Annotated in this window: 19 protein-coding genes; 4 read left to right on the forward strand and 15 right to left on the reverse strand. The window is 48.2% G+C overall.

Features of this window, described 5'->3' with window-relative positions; translation table 11 throughout:
• The first annotated feature begins 49 nt into the window (after positions 1-49).
• Positions 50-1060 carry a type I glyceraldehyde-3-phosphate dehydrogenase gene (locus BTJ40_RS21360; protein ID WP_108734977.1) on the forward strand — a complete coding sequence of 337 codons (1011 nt, stop codon included), beginning with the start codon at positions 50-52 and terminating at the stop codon, positions 1058-1060.
• A gap of 132 nt (positions 1061-1192) precedes the next feature.
• Here the strand turns inward: BTJ40_RS21360 and BTJ40_RS21365 are convergent, their stop codons facing one another.
• From BTJ40_RS21365 to BTJ40_RS21375, 3 genes are all read right to left on the reverse strand, one after another.
• Positions 1193-3175: a hypothetical protein gene (locus BTJ40_RS21365; protein ID WP_108734978.1), complete on the reverse strand. Its 1983-nt coding sequence runs from the start codon at positions 3173-3175 to the stop codon at positions 1193-1195.
• 447 nt (positions 3176-3622) lie between these two features.
• A complete protein-coding gene (locus tag BTJ40_RS21370; RefSeq protein ID WP_157954188.1) occupies positions 3623-5626 on the reverse strand; it encodes a hypothetical protein in 2004 nt (667 codons plus the stop codon).
• Positions 5627-5958: 332 nt separating this feature from the next.
• On the reverse strand, positions 5959-7101 hold the full coding sequence (locus tag BTJ40_RS21375) for an aminopeptidase (protein ID WP_238152088.1): 1143 nt from the start codon (positions 7099-7101) through the stop codon (positions 5959-5961).
• Positions 7102-7172: 71 nt separating this feature from the next.
• On the opposite strand from BTJ40_RS21375, the gene BTJ40_RS22435 reads away from it, so the two are divergent.
• Both BTJ40_RS22435 and BTJ40_RS21380 read left to right on the forward strand, forming a co-directional pair.
• Positions 7173-7406, forward strand: a complete 234-nt coding sequence (locus BTJ40_RS22435) for a hypothetical protein (protein ID WP_157954189.1) — start codon at positions 7173-7175, stop codon at positions 7404-7406.
• 110 nt (positions 7407-7516) lie between these two features.
• Positions 7517-7690, forward strand: a complete 174-nt coding sequence (locus tag BTJ40_RS21380; RefSeq protein WP_108734980.1) for a DUF3149 domain-containing protein — start codon at positions 7517-7519, stop codon at positions 7688-7690.
• Positions 7691-8006: 316 nt separating this feature from the next.
• Here the strand turns inward: BTJ40_RS21380 and tatC are convergent, their stop codons facing one another.
• The 8 genes from tatC to ubiE form a co-directional block, all read right to left on the reverse strand.
• Positions 8007-8756, reverse strand: coding sequence for a twin-arginine translocase subunit TatC (gene tatC / locus BTJ40_RS21385; protein WP_108734981.1), 750 nt, complete (start codon positions 8754-8756; stop codon positions 8007-8009).
• Positions 8753-9349 carry a Sec-independent protein translocase protein TatB gene (gene tatB / locus BTJ40_RS21390; protein WP_108734982.1) on the reverse strand — a complete coding sequence of 199 codons (597 nt, stop codon included), beginning with the start codon at positions 9347-9349 and terminating at the stop codon, positions 8753-8755. The genes tatC and tatB overlap by 4 nt, the downstream gene beginning before the upstream one ends.
• A gap of 29 nt (positions 9350-9378) precedes the next feature.
• On the reverse strand, positions 9379-9636 hold the full coding sequence (gene tatA, locus BTJ40_RS21395) for a twin-arginine translocase TatA/TatE family subunit (RefSeq protein ID WP_108735386.1): 258 nt from the start codon (positions 9634-9636) through the stop codon (positions 9379-9381).
• 130 nt (positions 9637-9766) lie between these two features.
• Positions 9767-10099, reverse strand: coding sequence for a phosphoribosyl-ATP diphosphatase (locus tag BTJ40_RS21400; protein ID WP_108734983.1), 333 nt, complete (start codon positions 10097-10099; stop codon positions 9767-9769).
• Between the two features lie 7 nt (positions 10100-10106).
• Complete coding sequence (hisI, locus tag BTJ40_RS21405) at positions 10107-10508, reverse strand: phosphoribosyl-AMP cyclohydrolase (RefSeq protein ID WP_108734984.1); 402 nt, start codon at positions 10506-10508, stop codon at positions 10107-10109.
• Between the two features lie 42 nt (positions 10509-10550).
• Complete coding sequence (gene ubiB, locus BTJ40_RS21410) at positions 10551-12161, reverse strand: ubiquinone biosynthesis regulatory protein kinase UbiB (protein ID WP_108734985.1); 1611 nt, start codon at positions 12159-12161, stop codon at positions 10551-10553.
• A 2-nt stretch (positions 12162-12163) separates the two neighbouring features.
• A complete protein-coding gene (locus tag BTJ40_RS21415) occupies positions 12164-12793 on the reverse strand; it encodes an SCP2 domain-containing protein (RefSeq protein ID WP_108734986.1) in 630 nt (209 codons plus the stop codon).
• A gap of 55 nt (positions 12794-12848) precedes the next feature.
• A complete protein-coding gene (ubiE, locus tag BTJ40_RS21420; protein ID WP_108734987.1) occupies positions 12849-13598 on the reverse strand; it encodes a bifunctional demethylmenaquinone methyltransferase/2-methoxy-6-polyprenyl-1,4-benzoquinol methylase UbiE in 750 nt (249 codons plus the stop codon).
• Between the two features lie 123 nt (positions 13599-13721).
• On the opposite strand from ubiE, the gene BTJ40_RS21425 reads away from it, so the two are divergent.
• On the forward strand, positions 13722-14534 hold the full coding sequence (locus BTJ40_RS21425; protein WP_108734988.1) for a CHAD domain-containing protein: 813 nt from the start codon (positions 13722-13724) through the stop codon (positions 14532-14534).
• A 54-nt stretch (positions 14535-14588) separates the two neighbouring features.
• On the opposite strand, the gene BTJ40_RS21430 is transcribed toward BTJ40_RS21425, so the two are convergent.
• The 4 genes from BTJ40_RS21430 to hslU all read right to left on the reverse strand — a co-directional run bounded on the left by BTJ40_RS21430 (position 14589) and on the right by hslU (position 19647).
• Positions 14589-16151 (reverse strand): alkaline phosphatase, encoded by a 1563-nt coding sequence (locus tag BTJ40_RS21430; protein ID WP_108734989.1) that lies wholly within the window; start codon positions 16149-16151, stop codon positions 14589-14591.
• A gap of 16 nt (positions 16152-16167) precedes the next feature.
• A complete protein-coding gene (locus BTJ40_RS21435; protein WP_108734990.1) occupies positions 16168-17703 on the reverse strand; it encodes an alkaline phosphatase in 1536 nt (511 codons plus the stop codon).
• A 248-nt stretch (positions 17704-17951) separates the two neighbouring features.
• Positions 17952-18326, reverse strand: a complete 375-nt coding sequence (locus BTJ40_RS21440) for a gamma-butyrobetaine hydroxylase-like domain-containing protein (RefSeq protein WP_108734991.1) — start codon at positions 18324-18326, stop codon at positions 17952-17954.
• Between the two features lie 4 nt (positions 18327-18330).
• Positions 18331-19647, reverse strand: coding sequence for an ATP-dependent protease ATPase subunit HslU (gene hslU / locus BTJ40_RS21445; RefSeq protein WP_108734992.1), 1317 nt, complete (start codon positions 19645-19647; stop codon positions 18331-18333).
• Positions 19648-19702 lie beyond the last annotated feature (55 nt).

Genomic DNA, 19702 nt, shown 5'->3' on the forward strand with positions numbered 1-19702 from the left:
GCCGCGCGGGGACCCTTAGCTGACATTTTCTCCTGCCTAAAGTTGTGCTATGACCACTAGAATTGCCATCAATGGCTACGGCCGTATCGGCCGCTCCGTTTTACGCGCACTCTATGAGTCTGGCGCCCGCGATAGCTTACAAATAGTCGCCATCAATGAACTGGCTGACTGCGACACCATTGCACACCTGACAAAGTATGATTCTGTCCACGGCCGCTTCTCAGGCGAAGTTTCCGTGCATAAAGATGTCCTTGTGGTTAACGGAGATTCTATTGCCGTAACTCATTGCGAGCGGTTAGAAGATCTGGATTGGCGACGGGATCAGGTAGATATCGTACTGGAATGCACCGGCAGCTTTAAGCAACGGCAGGGCGCTGAGTTACACCTTGCCGCAGGAGCCAAGAAAGTATTATTTTCCCAACCCGCCAGCCGCGATGTGGATGCCACCGTCGTGTATGGGGTAAACGACCATATTTTAACGGGCAAGGAGCGTATTATTTCGGCAGCCTCCTGTACCACTAATTGCAGTGTGCCAGTTATCGCCGCCCTGGATAAAGCCTTCGGTATTGAAGCTGGAGTCATTACCACCATCCATTCAGCAATGAACGATCAACCGGTAAGTGATGCCTATCATCATACTGATTTAAGAAAAACACGTTCAGCAATAACCTCTGTTATCCCGGTTGATACTGCTTTAGCACGAGGTATTGAGAGAATACTTCCCCACCTGTTTGGAAAGTTTGAAGCACAAGCCCTTCGTGTACCCACCGTCAATGTTTCCGCTATTGATTTATCCGTCTCCCTAAGCAAAGCGGTAAGCCAGGAAGAAGTTAACTTCGTACTTAAAACTGCTTCCGAAAAGGAATTTAACGGTGTGCTTGGCTTTACCCGAGAACCTCTCGCATCCTGTGACTTTAATCACGACCCCCGTTCCGGCGTCATTGATGCAGGCCAAACTCGTGTAGCGGGTGATCGATTAGCCAAGATTTTGATTTGGTTTGATAATGAGTGGGGATTTGCCAATAGGATGTTGGATGTGGCGAGACTGCTTTCTCACTAAAGGCAATAATATAGTATTTGGGGAATATCTAATTCCCACCAGATTAGAGCGCAATAAAATCAGCCCTAGAGGTGGCAGCGCAAATAGATACCACCTCATTATTTTCTTACATACAATTTTATTTAAAGGGCTTTATATTCCTGGAACCTCAAATGGTCTTTCGGATATTTTTTCCATTTTTGAGTTATAAATATAAGCATTTTCTACCGGCAGCTGCCCAGTTATACTTGACATATCAGAAAAGTGTTTTAAGGTTTTTTTCATATAAAACCTATTTTCACCATCAACACGATAGAGATTCCACTTATACTCTCTAGCGAGCTGACATCCTGAAATAGTGCCAGGATCCCATAAGCCTGGAATACAGTCCTCTGATTCCTGAGAGTAATGTCTAATAGTTAACTCACCACTTTCATCCAGTCTCCAAAGGCCAGGGGTTAGATTAATCTCGCTGTTGTCAAACTGTCCATCAAGATTTAAATCCAATCCACGCACTGTATTTACTGATCCATCGGTATCTAATTCAACCCAGTAATGGTCCAATACGGTTGAGAAAGACCAGCTAGGATTAGGGATATAATACATCCCAGGTATTTCCTGTCCTTTCCAACCATCTAGTTCTTGACCAAAGAAAGAGCTGAGCTTTGTTAGTCTTATTTCATAGGACTCATCCATAACAAAGACTCGATTATAATCATCAGACTTATAATCCAAAAAAGTATAAGCAAAGCTTTTATTATTTGTGACTTCAACCCTAAGTTGATTATGATCATTTACAAACCAAATTCCTGCCAACTCGGTTTCAAATGAACTTCCATCGGTGTAGATTTCAGGAACAATAATGTCAACCTTTCCACCATTTTCGTAGTCACCATAAAAACGCATTTCCAACACCATTACAGCATTAACTGGCGATAACTCTTCACCGGGGTCGACAATGTCACTAACTGTTGATGCAATAGGCAAACTATATGTTTTTCCCAACTCAATAGCATTGGATACAGCTAATTCCGCGGAAGATCTCACTGCGAAACTCATTAAAGTTTGTTCTATGAATTGACTACCTTGATACTCTCCACCAGGGTAGTGCTCATATTGAACCGAATTGAGAATAACAGAATCGACAGAAGCCGTATTTGAAACCCAATTTAATTTAGTAATTCTGATGTGAGTTTCTACGAAGGCTAAATCATACTCGTTATAATAATAACCTGTAACTAGATCCGCCCCTTCAATAATAAGTCCTTCATCGGATTGTGACCAAGTAATCACCGCACTATCCATAGCACCAATCACTTCTCCTGTGCCATCAGCCTGAAGTGTTAATCTCAAATTATCCCCAACAAGATAATAAGTGTCTTCAATGTCGGATAGAATCGATGGTGAAGCACTAACAAGATTTTGGTTCTTGGAAATAGAAGTTTTCGTTGATTCAAATTCTTCCAAAAAGTTTTCTTTAATTTGTGAAATATATAAAGCCATCAGGCTAAAGTTTGTGGCCAACTCATATACATCATCAAATTCATCAGGTACGCCAAATCTAGCTTCCTGGGGATTATTGATCAATAGACTAATATATGCAGCTATATCAAATACTGTGTAGGGGTTTACCTGTTGGTATGCTGCCTCATACTGAGAGTCAGACATTAACGCACCATTATTTTCAACCTCTAACAGAGCAGATAGTGCCGTAGAAATACTCGTGATATTTACGTTCAGCAGTTCAGAGCGGACTAATATTCCATCGTCTCCGGATTTCTCTAAAAGATCTTGAAATGAGCCTAGGGTGCTAACGAGTTTTACACCGCTACCAGTAGGAAAGTTTGCCTCTGCCTGTACAAAAGAGTCAACTTCTAACTCATGGACTTCCAATTCTACGATATAGTTTCCATACATATCCAATTCAGCATTAAAAACTTCATTCTCAACTCGGAATATCACTTCCACGCCACTATAGTTGCCAGCCTCAATATAACCTTGAACAGTTAAACTTTTTGTGACTTCAGGGTGGGCATCATCCGTCTCTTTTTTATTATTAGACGACTCTCCACTGCAAGCGGATATACATTGAAAAAAAACCAAAAGAAACAGTTTAGAAAATAGATTAATATACATCTTAGTACTTGATTAACTGGAAAGAAATCAAAAGAATGATAAAGAAACAATAATCGTTATACACATTTTTAGAAAAGTTGGCAGCATATTATATATTGCAAAAAACCAACCAATCTACTCCAAATGAAAAGCAAGTCACCAAACGATAAATATCGTTGCGCCTAAATAAAATAGAAGCTTAGATTAATTTTGATCAGTAGATTTACTGAATCTGCTACATCATCTAAAGCATACACTCCATAACCAATATAAATAACATTTAAATTATTTATTTAGATCGAAGCAGGGTTCTTATCAAGAGTTTTATGGCGGGCAAATAGAATTTCAATTCAGGAAAAATTTATACCTTAAAAATTAGAAAAAGATTCAATCAATAAAAAGCGGTATTTTTAATACCGCTTTACCAAGAAAAACAACTGGTTTATACAGCTTGTTAGAAAATTTAGATTATTCTTCTGGCGCATTCACAGGTCTTTCTGAAACTTTAGATAAGCCGACATGATAAAGTCTACCAGAGCTGAGTATATGACCATTAATTTCCACATCCTCATTATCACTATCAAAATAATAATCACTAAAAAGATTCAGGTGATAGCTAAACCAATATTTATTAGTTTGATCTACTTGATAAAGGTCCCAATCACGCTCAAGATAAAGAGCACAATCCGCATCATATGCAGGATCCCAAGAATCAGGCATGCAATAACCGTCTTCAGACCTGTAGAATCTAATAGACAAATTACCATTATTTTTTATCTGCCAGAGTCCCTCTCTCTCCTGATATTCATTTCTCTCAATAGAGCCATTGCCATCTAAATCATCAACATAAATTGTTGAAACAATACCATCTGTCGAAAAATCAAAAAAATACTTATATAGCGGAGTTAAAAACTCCTGTGGATATACATAGACACCAGCGATATCTCTTTCATACCAATTTGTGGCATCTTTCAAGAGGATAGTTGATACTGCAGAAGAATTTAATCCATCAGAGGTTTCCTCTTCAACAAACACTTCAAGAACCTCGTCATTATTTAATTTTAATAATGAATAGACTAACATTTCATCTTCAGATAAGTTCACCACAAGCCGGTGTGAGTCATCAATTTTCCAAGTCGCTGAAAGATCGTTTTCTATTAATTCTCCATTTCCTGAAATAGCAGGAAGTTTAATATTTACCGTGCCCCCACTTTCAAACTCACCAAGAAAACTCATCTTTAGTGAAGATATCTCAAAATTGGAATAAGTGCCCTCAATTGGATTTATTACCTCTCCATCCCTATTAGGAATAGGCATACTATATGATTTTCCAATCACCAGTACATCTCTTGGATCTAACAGACCGGATGGACGAACACTATTCGTAGCGAAAAATCCTATTTCCAATGTGTCAGGCAAGCCGCTATAGTCTGGATATTTAATAGTATCAGTAAATTCAATTACCAACATTCCTTGATTTTTATCATCAAGCATCCAGAGCATTCGATTAAGTACTTTTTCTTTATCTACATAGTAATACTCACCATCAACCTCCATGTAATAACTTTCAATTATAGGTTCTTCAAGCTCTAGAGAAATTCCTTCGGGTGCTTTAGACCAAGTTAAATTTATGAGACCACTATCCGTTAGATATTCACCAGTTCCGTTTGAATATAAAGTTATTCTGTCACCTTCGGATAGAAGGTAATAGGTTCCTTCAGTTTCATTAAATCCATTCGTTGAAATGCTAAAAAGATCTGGAATTTGACCCATATCATTTTGTACTTCATTAAATAGATCTTCCATCGTTGTGGAAAATAAATTTACATACTCAGAAGAAAGATCATAATCTGATGCAAATAGATAAGTATTTTCTACCTCTTCAGGTATTGATATTCCCTTGTCTGAGTAATCGATAAAGATTTTTATTGCTGTAGCCACAGAGAAAGTTCTTTCGGCATCTACCAATTTTAAAGCTTTTTCCCACTCTTCAAAAGATTTACCTATAAAATCATTTTCCGCTTCTAATATCGCAGAAACAGCTGTTGATACGCTGCTAATATTTACGGAATAACTCTCTGAAGACTCAAGGACACCATCATCTCCTGCGTATTTGATCAAGGAGCTGAAAGGCCCCAACGTACTGGCAAACTTAATTTTGCTGTTATCTTGAGAGGTGGCAACTATTTTCACCACATCTTCATATTGAGTTTCATCCAAATCAATTTGTACAGAATAAGTACCATCAGGACTGGAGTTAGTCAAAACCAGAGAATCACCGGCAAATACTTGTATTATTGCATTTGTCGTGGGGCCATCAATTAGCCTCCCCTGTACAGAGAGAGAAATTATATCTGGCTCTGGTAGTACATTAGTGCCGCTACCTTTATTTCCCCCACTTCCTCCGCTACACCCAACCAACAAACCTATAACGCAAGCCCCTAAAAGCATTGATAATCCGTATCTATACATTCTTCCTCACACCTTTACATTACTTAACAAAACTGAATAACTATAATTTTTTTAACAAAAAAAATCCATTTTCATCATAATTAGTAAGTGAGCACGATCGACAAAAAGGATAAACATGACAAAATATTAAATTAATTCTTTTGCATGCTTCCTAACACTGTAATAATCAGGTAACGTAAAATAAAAACAGAAAAGATTAAATTGTAGGCAAAGAAAAAAGCATCAACTATCTAATAAAAGATAATATAAGTTATAATACAGACAGCAAACTATTAGTTATTTATAATCTGAAGAGCAATTCGATAGACCAAACAACAATTTATATATTAATTTCATCTTAATATATCATCCTGCATACAGACTTCGACATCAAAATTAATTTCTTTTTCGGGATTATTATTTTCCTGCCTATATTCAGTAGCCAGCCTCAACAAACTCTGCTCTCTATCTTCCTTGTTAAGTTCACCCAATCTCTCAGCTGCATTATAAAAATCCTCCCAACCATTACTATCAAGATAAAGTTGGCGAAAAGCAGGAACCAAAGATTCATACTCAGCAGCTAGTGCCAAAGTAGCATTATTAGTTTTCTCTATATAAGCCTGGTAGCGTGCCGGGTAAGACCACTCTGCTGCCATACGCCAATAACAACGTCTTAACCGGCTTAGAACTTCTTCTTTCTGTTGGCGCTTTTCTTCGTCCGGTAAATTGGACTGATAAACTGGCTGAAGCTCCTTGCGTGTCGCCGTCATTAATTGTCGTACAGCTAATGCTTGTGCTTTGGTTTCCTCAGCTGAACTCGAGAGCCCCTGGCTACGAAGCCAATCTGGCAAGGCAATTTCAGAAACCGCTGTAGCAAAACTTTCATTGAAACGTGTGTCACCCGCTACATAGACTCTTCTATGTGCCAATTCATGGAATAAAAGCCCGGCCAATCTCTCCGGTGTCCAATTCACAAAACTTGATAGTACAGGGTCATTAAACCAACCCAAGGTGCTATAGGCAGGTACCGCCCCCAGATAGACATCATAACCCTGATTGCGCAGGCTATTGGCCTTGGCAATGGCCGCTGATTTTCGGAAGTAACCCCTGTAACTGGCACAACCGGCTATGGGATAGCACCAGCGTTTTGGACTGAGGGAAAATTCTGGCGCAGCCAAGACATTCCATATCGGATAATCATCCTCAAGCTGAACATAGGAGCTGTAAGCTTCTCCCACTGGCAACTTTAACTCCTCTGCTGCATAAGCGCGTATTTCCTGGACAAGCTGTAACTGCTTTTGCAACTGGTCGCTGGCATTGCCATTCTGGATCAGCTCCTCAATTGGCTGGCGAGAGGAAAGTATACGGAATTGACCGGTTGCCGCTTGAAAGTAGTAGCCCGCAGTCTCACAACCATAGAGAACCAACAATACGATCGCGAGCAGCCAAATCCGGGGGCGCGCCAAAAACCTGAGGTCAGAGATACTGATATACACTCTTTTGCCTATTAGTATTTTTCCTAGAGAAACCCATCAGTCAAACTTTTCCATGCCTCAAGGGTCATTCCATGACACCAGTTGCAGCCGTTTTGACAATATTTGCGCTGGTGTTAGGCACTATTGCCTGGTTACGGTTGATATTTATTGGTTTTAACCGCGATGCCTTATCGGGGTTGATCGCTCTATTCTTGCCACCTTTGGCACTATTACTGCTTCTGCCCGATAGACGTGAAAATAGCGACCTCTACCTAGTATGTGGGGCAGCCTTGCTATGTCTTCTAGCTGCTCTGATACTCCGTTGACCGGGCCGCCAGAGCTACAAAAACTCGACCCTGCTTGATTTAGGTCAAGAAATTTCCATTACAGCTCCATAAACTGCATAGGTGAAGCATTGGCCTATCTGGAGAGAAAAATGGATGCTTTAATTGACCTGTTCACTAGCTTTTCTGGCCTTCTCAGCTTGGCCGTAATTGCCTTTATATTCCTGATGGCAGCGTTTTTCGTTCGCCTGGTTCGCAACAATGTTGAAAAAGCCGTTGCAGAACAGGATCGTATTGCCGCTCAGGCAACCGGTACCGATAAATAACCAAACGCCCATCATTGTTGAAAGTATTCAGGTTCAGCGTAGTTTAGTGTTTATATATCGCTTTGGTGTCTATTAGCAGGCTTTCTGCAGCTACCAGGTTGAGACCAACCTTACAACGTTAGCGGAAATTAGCGGGGTATGGGGCATAAAGCTTCTGGCAGGCCCACTCAGACAGGAGAAGTTCGGGTATTGAACTACTGAGAGAGTATTGCGCCGACCTATTTAGACAGCGCTCTCAAGTGAGGGAGCGCTGCTGTAATTTTCTAATATTGATGCAAAGTTAAGCACAGAAAACACAGCAGTACCTTCTTTAAATTCAGGTAGCGGGCTTATCTTTGGGTGTAGATTTCATCCAGCGCCCAAATATGATACCGATCTCGAACAATAACCACATAGGTAGAGCTAATAGAGATTGGGAAATCACATCCGGCGGTGTCAGCAACATGCCGACCAAAAAGCACCCTACGATCACATAGGGGCGCTTACTTGCCAGAGTCTTGGCATCCACCACCCCACTCCAGATCAGTAAGACTGTCGCAATGGGGATTTCAAAAGCAAAACCAAATGCAAAGAACAACTTCAGTACAAGATCCAGGTAACTGCGCATATCCGGCATAACCTTGATATCCGCATGAGCAGAGCCTACAAAGAAATCAAACAAGACCGGAAAAATAACATAATAGGCAAATGCAATGCCGATATAGAAAAGTGCAACACTACTTACTAGCAATGGAATTGCTATGCGTTTTTCATTTTTATACAACCCAGGGGCAATAAATGCCCAGGCTTGATAGAGCACATACGGAATTGCGATAAAAAATGAAACGATAAAAGTCGTCTTAAACGGGGTAATAAAAGTGGATGTTACCTCTGTAGCAATCATCCCTGCATCACCGGCTAAACGCTCCTGTAGTGGATCGGCAATAAAATTATAAATTTCAGAGGCAAACGGCATCAGGCAGGCAAAAATAACTACAACAACCAAAACAATTCGCAATAGACGATCGCGCAGTTCGATCAGGTGGTCGATAAAAGGCTGATGTTTATCTTGGGACTGATCGCTCATGGTTGGTTATCTTTTTCCTGCTGCGATACTTGTTTGTTGTCTTGCTCTTCTTCGTCTACATCGATATTTTCCGGGTGATCCGGATTTAAGTCGGGGTCCCCAAAATCATGCCAATGTTCCGGATATTCGGGGTCCTGCTGTTCCTCGGCAGTTTCATCCTGCTCTGGCAGATAGTCTTCCTGCTCTGCACGGGGGTGAGCGGGCTCCTCTATTGCTTTATCTGACTTCTGTGCCTCCAGCTGACTCTGTCCAGCAACCTTTTTTTCCACCGGCGTCTCTGCCGCTGTGGCTTGAGTTTTCTCCGGCTGGTTAAGGGCACTGTTAACTTCCTTATTGGCTTCGTTAAAGGTTTTCTCCATCTCTCGGCGACTCTCCTCAATCTCACGCATAATGCGCTCATTGTGAAGTTCGCGCCGAATATCATCGGCTCCAACCTCTCGCTCCAGTTCCTCCCGGGCACTGTGCAGGGTACGCTTCAAGCTGGACCACCAGCGGGAGGTGGTGCGCACAGCATCCGGAAGTCGCTCAGGGCCGACCACCAACAGGGCCACTACAGCAACCACCAATAGTTCCAAAAAGCCAATATCAAACACAGAGGGACACTCGCCTTAGCCGTTGCCGATTACTTGTCCTGGGACTGCTTATCTTTATCTTTGACCGTGCTGTCCTGGCCGGGCTTTTCTTCTTCATCGTGCTTGAGGCGCTCGACATCTTTGTCTTCATCCGTATCCTTCGACTTGTCTTCGTCCTTAACCGCCTTGCGAAAGCCCTTAATCGCTCCGCCCAAATCACCGCCAAGATTCTTAAGACGCTTGGTTCCAAACAACAGAAGGATAATCACCAGAACAATCAACAACTGCCAAATTCCAATATTACCCATATCTTTTATCTCCATTTCATCGAATATCAAAGCCAACTTCTTCGGGAAGCCCTGGCCACTAGAACAATATCTTAACTCTTGATATTCCCTCCCCGACTCAACAGTTCTCAGGAAGAGAAAATATCTTCACTTATTTTGACCGCGCGGCTTTCTCATCCAGCCCAGACAAGCCAAAACGGCGCCCGAGTTCGAGAACGACATCCTGAGAATCGGCACCCAAATGAGAGAGCATTACCAAAGAGTGGAACCACAGATCTGCTGTCTCGGCAATCAGATCTCGATTATCACCGCTGCTCTGTGCGTCTTTTGCTGCAAGAATAGCTTCAGTGGCCTCTTCGCCCACTTTTTCTAAAATCTTATTCAGACCCTTACTATGTAAACTGGCCACATAGGATTCGGATGTATCACTGCTATTTTTACGACTTTCCAATACCGCATCGAGCTGTTGCAGCACATCTTTCATAATTGCTTCACTTATAAATGGACTTCGGGTCCTGAATCACCGGCTGATTCACCTGCCACTCTTCATCTTGAAGGAGGTGATAGAAACAACTACTGCGCCCGGTATGACAGGCGATTCCACCTTCCTGCTCGACCAACATTAATACGGTGTCACCGTCACAATCCAGGCGCAATTCACGCACCTTCTGCAGGAAACCAGAGGTTTCTCCCTTGCGCCACAGGCCCTTACGGGATCGGGACCAGTAGACTGCGTAACCCTCACTGGCAGTGAGCGCCAGTGATTCGCGGTTCATCCAGGCCATCATCAACACGCGGCCGCTTTTGAAGTCCTGGGCAATCGCGGGTACCAGGCCATCATTGTTCCAGCTGACCTTATCGAGAAAGCCGACCTTTTCTTGAGTCTGAGTCAATGTCTAACAATCCTTAGAAGTTCCAGTGTAGGCAGAAGCATCCTAGGGCCACAGCAGTAGCACTATCGCAGCAATGCCCAATAACCAACCGGAGGGCGGCAACTGAGTCAGCCATTCCGGTTTACTGACGGCGATGGCGCCTACGCCCAACACAACACCAACGACCCGCCGAATATATTGGCGCAGGCCACGGCGTTGCGAGCCCGCCAGCTGTTCGCCAATTATCTCTAACTGGGGCGCCAGTTCCCGTGACTGCTCAAGTGCTGAGTACACCAGCTGTGGCATCTGCGGGAATTTCTCAAGCCACTCCGGACCGTAGCGCTTTATCTCACCCACAATTGTTTTGGGGTGGATTCGATCACGCATCCAGCGCTCTAAAAATGGATGAGCAGTCTTCCACAGATCCAGCTGCGGATAAAGCTGTCGACCCAAGCCTTCGATATTCAACAGGGTCTTCTGTAACAGTACCAGCTGTGGCTGCACCACCATATCGAAACGGCGTGCTGTCTGGAACAAACTGATCAGAACCCGGGCGAAGGAGATCTCTCCCAGAGGTTTTTCAAAAATAGGCTCGCATACCGAGCGAATGGCGGATTCAAATGCGTTAATTGGCGTATCAGGCCGAACCCAACCACTTTGCACGTGCAGCTCCGCCACCATACGGTAATCGCGGCGAAACATCGCCAGGAGATTGCGCGCCAAATAGTATTGGTCTTCCCGCGTCAGGCTACCGACGATTGCGGTATCAATCGCAATATATTGCGGGCGTTGCGGGTGCTCCCTGGAGACAAAAATGTTGCCCGGGTGCATATCCGCATGGAAGAAGTTGTACTCGAATACCTGCTTAAAGAAGATCTCAACACCGCGCTCAGCCAGCAGCTGCATATTGGTGTCCTGGGCGCGAAGCTGGGCCAGGTCGGTGACGGGGATACCGTCGATGCGCTCCAACACCAGGACATTTTCGCGGGTGTAATCCCAGTGCACTTCGGGGATATACAACAGCGGGGAGTTGGTAAAGTTGCGGCGGAGCTGGGTGCCGTTGGCCGCTTCACGAGTTAGGTCCAATTCACCTTCAATCGTGTGCCGATAGTCCTCAACCACCTCCACCGGGCGCATGCGGCGCCCTTCGGGCACAAAGCGTTCAATTCCACGAGCGATCACCCCCAGGAGCTTCAAGTCTTCCTGGATTACCTCATCAATGCCCGGGCGCAGTACTTTGACGACTACCGATTCGCCGCTCTTTAATTCAGCCGCATGCACCTGTGCAACTGAAGCCGCTGCCAGTGGCTGCTGATCAAATTTGGCGAAGACCTCATCCACCTTGGCACCAAGGGCTTCTTCGATCAGAGCCGTGCACTGGTCACTGGGGAAGGGCGGCACCTTGTCCTGTAAATAATCTAACTGCTCGACAATATCTGGCGGTAGCAGGTCGGGACGAGTGGAGAGAAGTTGGCCGAATTTAACGAAAATGGGGCCCAGCTCTTCCAAGGCTCGGCGCAGCCTTTCGCCCCGTGGCATCTTGGACTGCGGCAGCAACTTCACCGGAAGCAGTAATCCCCGCAACCACAGTGGGCGCTCCTCGGCTGGCAATAATTGATCGAGACGATAGCGCAGAAAAACCCGCGCAATTGTGAGACTTCGACGAACTGGCAAAACTACTCGGCCTCCCTGCGGGAAAACTTTTCTTCCAGCAAGCGTACGCGCGCCTCGAGCCGTTCAGCAGCTAGAGAGGCCTCGGCCAGGTCTTCGACAAATGCCTCAAACTGGGCCTGGGGCGGAGTCAGCTGCCACTCCTCACTGATAGCCTCTGCCGCCACTTCAGGCGCCCGATTCAGGTTGCCTCCCAACCAGCGGGCAGCATCGCGCAGGACATTGCCAATTGAGTGGGCGGGAATATCGCCAACCACTTGTGCCAACGGCGCTTCCCAATCGATATCCAGGTCACTCAAGATCCATTGCAGTTCTGCCAGCAGGGCACTGGAACCGCTCACTGACACCCCCAGTCCGGCAGGAGTTGCATCCGGGTCTTTGATCAGGCGTACAAAAGACAGCGCTGAGCCGCTCAACTGGGTGGTAACTTCCCCCTCCCAGTGCTGGCGCACCCGCACCTGGTCACCCTCAATACACAGGCAAAACTGTAGTTGCGGGGCGGTTAAATTCAGCGCCATGATTTTTCCATCCAGTGCGGAAAGGCGCTCGCGTGTCGCCGGGTCATACTGGAGAGCAGCATTAATTGTGGTTTCCAGCGCGGCATCAAAGCCCGCGCGAAAAGTGGGGTCGCTCATGGCGGTTTACGGCCTCGTGCCTGCGCTCAGAGAAAAAATAGGCTTATGCAGTTTTTCAGGGCTTGATGCCCCGATGCAAAGCGACAATTCCGCCGGTCATGTTGTGGAATTCACAATCGACAAAACCGGCATCCGCCATCATCCCCTTGAGGGTTTCCTGATCTGGATGCATGCGGATACTCTCCGCCAGGTAGCGATAGCTGTCCGCATCATTGGCAACCAGCTTGCCCATAAATGGCAACAGGCGGAAAGAGTACTGATCGTAGACTTTCTCCAACAGCTTCGACTGGGGCTTGGAAAACTCCAGCACTAACAGTCGGCCACCGGGTTTCAACACGCGCAACATGGAGCGCAGTGCCAGGTCCTTATCGGTGACATTGCGCAGGCCGAAAGCGATCGTGATGCAATCAAAGGTATTGTCCGGGAAGGGCAGGTACTGGGCATCCGCCTGCACCGGCACCACGTTGCCGGCGATTCCCCGATCGAGCAGGCGATCGCGACCCACTCTCAACATAGATTCGTTGATGTCCGCCAATACTACCTGGCCGCTGGCACCCACAATGCGGGAGAAGCGCGCGGTGAGGTCACCGGTACCCCCGGCGATATCGAGAATACTTTGGCCCCGTCGGGCCCCGGACAATTCGATAGTGAAGCGCTTCCAGAGGCGATGAACACCTCCAGACATCAAGTCGTTCATTACATCGTAACGGGCTGCTACAGAGTGGAACACTTCTGCCACACGACCGGCCTTTTCTTCCACCGGCACTTCCTGGTAGCCGAAGTGGGTGGTCTTGCGATCCTTCATGCTATGCCTGCTGAGCGAAAACTTTAAAAGGCCATTGTACATTGCCGGAGCCAGTGGGGCACCGCTTGAAATCAAGCAGAGCGGAAACCACTAAAATTTAGTGGGATCACCCGGGACTGTTCTATGAGCTATCAATTCCAATGTGACTCTCCTTTTCCCGAGCAAATCAAATCTATCGCCCAGGCAGAAGTAACGGCGGCAAACGGATACTTGCTCCGCAACGGAGGGGAAACTGCCGTCCACGAACTGCGCAAACGCTGCAAGAAAATTCGCGCGCTACTGCGCCTGGTCCGTAAGCCAATCGGTAGCGCTTTTCAGCATGAAAATAGCCACTATCAAAATTTGGCAAGCACTCTGGCCCACACCCGAGACCTCACTGCCCTGCGTGTCGCTTTATTGAGCTTGGCGCCACCACATCATTTTCACAGGTTACACCACCTGCTGAACGAACTGATCCAGTCAGAGCAAAACCACTCAGCGGTAAAGGTGGCATTGAGGCTCCTCGAAAAAGGACAGGGGCGAATCCCATCATGGCCCCTCGAAAACCTCGATTGGAGTGATGCGGAACAGGGTTACCTGTACGGCTACCGTAAAGCTTTAAACGCATGGCACAAAGTGCGCAGGCACAAAAATGCGGATCGCCTGCATCTGCTGCGTAAAAGAGCCAAGGATCACTGGTACCAGAGCCGTTTATTAAAGAGGCGCTACCCACTTACCCTGGGCGAGCGATGCAAATCATTAAAGGCGTTGGGGCAGGCGCTGGGTGACTGGCGTGATCTACACCTGCTGGCACGGCTGGTAATCGTTCAGGGGGATAAACTGCAAAGTGAATTCGGCACAGTGTTAAAAATTATCCGGCACCGGCAAACCTTGCTAATGAAAGAGATCGAAGCGCTCTGTGAGGCGCTTTTCTCCAAGCCACATTTCAAATTTTGACTGAAAGAGATGAACGGTGTGGCTGAATAATTTCACCCACACCGACAGCAACGCTTACTGCTCCAATAATCCACCAGCACGCGCCATTACATGGAACAGGAAATTCTGCTCGTTAGTGCCGCTCACCAGGTGCGCACCCGGTCCGCGCGCCCAAACACCCACATCTTCACCGGCGTGGGACTCACTGCTCATGGGAATCAGGGCATCCTGCTGGTAATCCAGTGCGGCAGTGTCTGTGCTGACCAGGCTCGGACGTGCTCCGCTGTCACCGGCGCTGTAGCCCGGGCCATTGGCATAGCTCAGAGTGGTGTAGGGCAGTCCATCTTCGGCCAGGGCATGGGAGGTTTCCGCTTCGCCACTACCGTCATTGCCAATCACTTTACCGAGAATCGGGTTACCGCGGGTGGGGTAGCCGGCGATAGTCATCACGTGGCTGTGATCCGCAGTAACAACAATCAGGGTATCTTCTGCACTGGTATTATCCATGGCGTACTGGATCGCTTCGGCAAATTCCACCGCATCGGTCAGCGCGCGATAGGCGTTGCCGGCGTGGTGACCGTGGTCGATACGACCCGATTCCACCATCAGGAAGTAGCCGTCCTCATTTTTCTGCAGCATCTCGAGACCTTTGGCGGTCATCTCTGACAGGGAGGGCTCACCGGCTTTATCGTCCTCGCGAACGGCTTCATATTCCATGTGTGAGGAATTAAACAGACCGAACAGCTTGTCGGTTGCGGAGGCATCTACGGCTTCAAAAGCGGTGGTGTCTTCAACGTAAGCAATATTGTTTACACCGTCGTCGTAACGGACCTTCCATTCATCCACCAGGTTGCGCCCATCTTCACGGCGCCCCGCTTCACCTTCAATATCGGTAATATCGGTGGGCAGGAAGTTGCGACGACCACCGCCCATCACCACATCGATACCATCACCGGCTTCAAACTCTATCAGTTGAGCGGCGATATCGGTGCAGCCATCCGGGGCTGCTTCCTCCCAGCCGCGCTCAGGCACCTTGGCATAAGTAGCCGCCGGGGTAGCGTGGGTGATACGCGCGGTGCTAATAATACCGGTGCTCTTGCCCAGGTCTTCAGCCAGCTCAATTGCCGTCGTCAGCGGGTACTCGAGGCTGGCAGCACAATCGCCGCGCGCAACATTTTCGGCAACGCTCAATACACCGGCCTTGGTTTTAACACCGGTTACCAGTGCAGTCATGGTGCCGGCAGAATCCGGGGTCTGCTGGTTGGTGTTGTAAGTTTTGACCAGACCGGCAAACGGCATTTTCTCAAAGCTCAGCTGGTATTCCTCACCGTCGAGGCCCTGCTGCTGACCTGCCAGGATACGGGCGGCGGTCACTGTGGAGATACCCATACCATCGCCAACGAACAGGATAATGTTCTTGGCGGCACCGGGGGTGTTATTGATTTCTACAGCGCTCGCTTCTTCGATCGCCTGCTGGGCTTCCTGGAACCAGCTACTGTTGCTCTGAGCAGAGGAAACACCGACATGCTCCTCCTCGGGTAATTCCACTACGTCGTCAGAGTTTGAGTTGTCGTCGCTACAGGCGGTGGCCAGTAGGGCGACAGAGAAAGCCAGTACTGTTTTCTTAAAATGTCTCATGGTGAATTACCCCCAGTTATTCTTCTGTCAGCGACAGGTCGGTCGCAGCAGTCATCACGTGGAAGACTGCACTCTGCTCCAGGCTACCTTGTACCCGCTCGGCGCCGGCGCCGATAGCGTGTAAGCTGATATCCTCGCCTGCATGGCTCTCAGACTCCAGGTGCACCATTGCTTCCTGGTGGAAGCCCGGCGCTTCGGTATCCACGCCGGAGAGATCCTTACGTCCGGTATCGGCGGCGATATCGTAGCGCTCATCCGCGTCGGTATTTTCACCTAAATCGGCATAACCCAGGCCATTGGCATAGCTCAGGGTGGTGTAAGGTTTACCGTCCGCGGCAAGACCTTCTTCCGCTTCTGCGGCACCGCTGCTGTCATTCTCAACCACTTTACCGAGTATCGGGTTACCGCGAGTCGGATAGCCGGCGATAGTCATCACATGGCTGTGGTCGGCGGTCACCAGGATTAAAGTATCTTCAAGATCCACTTTATCCAAAGCAACCTGTACCGCATCCGCAAAGGCAATGGCATCGTGCAAAGCGTTGTAGGCATTGCCGGCGTGGTGGCCGTGGTCGATACGCCCGGACTCTACCATCAGGAAGTAGCCATCGCTGTCTTTTTCCAACAGCTCGATGGCGGTATCGGTCATCTCGGCAATGCTCGGCTCATCGCTGTCCTTGGCGATGCGATCCGCATCGTAACTCATGTGGCTGCTGGTGAAGAGCCCCAATAATTTATCAGTGGAGGCAATATCGACGCCCTCCAGCTCGGAGCCACTCTCCACGTACACAGCAGTCTGCTCACCGTCATAGCGCTCCAGCCATTCACTGGTCAGGTCGCGGCCGTCTTCTCGCTTGCCATCGTTGTCGGTGGTAACAAAGTTGCGGCGGCCACCGCCGAGCATGACATCGATACCGTCGCCGGCAGACATCTCAACCATCTGCGAGGCGATATCGGAACAATCACCCTCGGCGGAATACTCCCAGTTGCGCTCCGGGCTGCGCGAGTAAGTAGCTGCGGGCGTGGCGTGGGTCAGTCGCGCAGTGGAAACAATACCGGTGGCCTTGCCACGGCTCTCCACCATTTCCAGAAAGGTATTTAATTCCTTACCCTCGGTGCTGGCGCAATCAGCTCGCAGTGCATCGCCGTCGATATTAATTACACCGGCGCGGGTTTTTACACCGGTCATCATGGCGGTCATGGTACCGGCAGAATCCGGGGTCTGCTGATTGGTGTTGTAGGTTTTGATCAGTGCGGTATACGGAAACTCTTCAAAAGAGAGCGCATTTTCTTCGCCGCTCTCACCGACTAGCTGGCCTTCAAGGATACGGGCGGCAGTTAAAGTGGAAATACCCATTCCATCGCCGACAAACAGAATCACATTCTTCGCAGTTTTTTCCTCGCGGGAAAGCGAAGCACGCTCTTCCAATCTGTCAGCACTTTCCGTGTACCAGGCACTGTTGGTTTGGTAGTCGGGCAGGGTTGCCGCTGAAACAGCGGAAGCGAGAGGAATCAGACAAAAGGCGCTGAGTGCGCGGACAATTGTTTTTGCCACGGGGACCTCCGGGACTCGTTAATTTGGCGAGCATTAGAGTCCCGAAATATGACAAAAGAATTACGCGCCGGTTAAGTTGTTAAAATCTTTAACTACCAAGTCGCCAGATATCAATGAAATACTAAAAATCGACGACATTTGGCGCAGATGTACCAAAAATAAATTGTTTAAACGACAAGTTATGGTTAGAAGTGGAGGAGGGAGGTACCGCCCCTGAGGAGCGGTTTTCATTACCGATCAATTTGCCACTAGCCGATAAACTTCACCACACTCTCATCCGGGTCGCGGCCCTGGCCAGCATCGCGCAGACGCTGGAGGTAAGCCTCCCAGTTAGCAGCGTAGTTTTCAGCTAAGTCGTGCAAATACTCCCAGGTAAAAATACCGGTGTCGTGGCCATCGTCGAAATCGATTTTTAGTGCATAGCGGCCAGCCGCCTCCACCGTATCAATACCCACATGCATTTTGCCACTGACCAGCACCGGTTCGCTGGCACCGTGGCCACGCACCTCAGCGCTGGGGGAGTAGACGCGCAGATACTCTGCCGGCAAGGTAAATTCAACATCGCCAAATACCAGGTGCAGACTTTTCTCTGCGCGATTTAGTCGGATTTTTTGCGGTTTCATTGATCTACAAGATAAAGCGCGACAGGTCTTCGTTCTGGCTCAACTCGCCCAGATGGCTGTCCACATAGGCGGCATCAATGTTCAGCGAAGTATTGCCATCGCCCGCATCAAAGGAAATTTCCTCCAGCAAGCGCTCCAGTACCGTATGCAGTCGGCGCGCACCGATATTCTCGGTGCGCTCATTCACCTCGAAGGCCACTTCCGCGATGCGGCGAATACCGTCTTCACTAAATTGCAGTTCCAACCCCTCTGTGGCCAGCAATGCTTTTTGCTGCTCGGTAAGGGAAGCGGATGGCTCGGTGAGGATGCGCTCGAAATCTGCGGAGCTCAGCGAATTCAATTCCACGCGAATGGGCAGACGACCCTGCAACTCGGGAATCAGGTCCGAGGGCTTGGACAGGTGGAAAGCGCCGGAGGCAATAAACAGGATATGATCGGTTTTGATCATGCCGTACTTGGTATTAACCGTGCTGCCTTCAATCAGTGGCAGCAGGTCGCGCTGTACCCCTTCGCGGGAAACATCGGCACCGCCGCTCTCCTGGCGCTTGGCAACCTTATCGATTTCATCGATAAATACGATGCCATTTTGCTCAGCAGCGCTGATCGCACGGGTCTTAACGTCTTCGTCATTGACCAGCTTGGCCGCTTCCTCGTCGGTAAGCTGTTTGAGGGCCTGTTTCACCGGCAGCTTGCTCTTGCGGGTCTTGCCCTGGGACATATTCGAGAACATGCCCTGAAGCTGGTTAGTCATCTCCTCCATGCCGGGAGGGGCCATAATCTCAACGCCCATGGGCGCAGCGGCCAGATCCACCTCAACCTCTTTGTCATCGAGATCACCTTCCCGCAACTTCTTGCGGAACAGCTGGCGAGTACTGGAATCCTTATCGGTGGGCTCGGTGGAGCGCGCCGGTGGCAGCAGGGCATCAAGGATGCGCTCTTCTGCGGCGTCCATGGCGCGCTGTTCAACACCAGCCATGGCCTGCTCGCGTTCCTGCTTCACTGCCATCTCAACAAGATCGCGGACAATAGACTCTACATCCCGACCGACATAGCCCACTTCGGTAAATTTAGTCGCCTCTACCTTGATAAAGGGCGCGTTCGCCAGTTTGGCCAGGCGGCGGGCAATTTCCGTCTTGCCCACGCCGGTAGGGCCGATCATCAAAATATTTTTTGGCGTGATCTCGGCACGCAGGTCTTCACTAACCTGCATACGGCGCCAGCGGTTGCGCAGCGCAATGGCTACCGCACGCTTGGCCTCCTGCTGGCCGACAATATGGCGGTCGAGTTCGTGGACAATTTCTCTGGGTGTCATCTGGGACATACAAATTCCTGCAAAAATTCTTGCGGGGGCTTAAACAGCCCGCCAGCCGGTCACT

This window comes from Microbulbifer sp. A4B17 (assembly GCF_003076275.1).
In the GTDB taxonomy this organism is placed as follows: Bacteria; Pseudomonadota; Gammaproteobacteria; order Pseudomonadales; family Cellvibrionaceae; genus Microbulbifer.

Coding starts and splice junctions, on each gene's coding strand:
- BTJ40_RS21360 (WP_108734977.1), top strand. CDS start 50: ATGACCACTAGAATTGCCATCAATGGCTACGGCCGTATCGGCCGCTCC.
- BTJ40_RS21365 (WP_108734978.1), bottom strand. CDS start 3,175: ATGTATATTAATCTATTTTCTAAACTGTTTCTTTTGGTTTTTTTTCAA.
- BTJ40_RS21370 (WP_157954188.1), bottom strand. CDS start 5,626: ATGTATAGATACGGATTATCAATGCTTTTAGGGGCTTGCGTTATAGGT.
- BTJ40_RS22435 (WP_157954189.1), top strand. CDS start 7,173: ATGACACCAGTTGCAGCCGTTTTGACAATATTTGCGCTGGTGTTAGGC.
- BTJ40_RS21380 (WP_108734980.1), top strand. CDS start 7,517: ATGGATGCTTTAATTGACCTGTTCACTAGCTTTTCTGGCCTTCTCAGC.
- tatC (WP_108734981.1), bottom strand. CDS start 8,756: ATGAGCGATCAGTCCCAAGATAAACATCAGCCTTTTATCGACCACCTG.
- tatA (WP_108735386.1), bottom strand. CDS start 9,636: ATGGGTAATATTGGAATTTGGCAGTTGTTGATTGTTCTGGTGATTATC.
- BTJ40_RS21400 (WP_108734983.1), bottom strand. CDS start 10,099: ATGAAAGATGTGCTGCAACAGCTCGATGCGGTATTGGAAAGTCGTAAA.
- BTJ40_RS21415 (WP_108734986.1), bottom strand. CDS start 12,793: ATGAGCGACCCCACTTTTCGCGCGGGCTTTGATGCCGCGCTGGAAACC.
- ubiE (WP_108734987.1), bottom strand. CDS start 13,598: ATGAAGGATCGCAAGACCACCCACTTCGGCTACCAGGAAGTGCCGGTG.
- BTJ40_RS21425 (WP_108734988.1), top strand. CDS start 13,722: ATGAGCTATCAATTCCAATGTGACTCTCCTTTTCCCGAGCAAATCAAA.
- BTJ40_RS21430 (WP_108734989.1), bottom strand. CDS start 16,151: ATGAGACATTTTAAGAAAACAGTACTGGCTTTCTCTGTCGCCCTACTG.
- BTJ40_RS21440 (WP_108734991.1), bottom strand. CDS start 18,326: ATGAAACCGCAAAAAATCCGACTAAATCGCGCAGAGAAAAGTCTGCAC.
- hslU (WP_108734992.1), bottom strand. CDS start 19,647: ATGTCCCAGATGACACCCAGAGAAATTGTCCACGAACTCGACCGCCAT.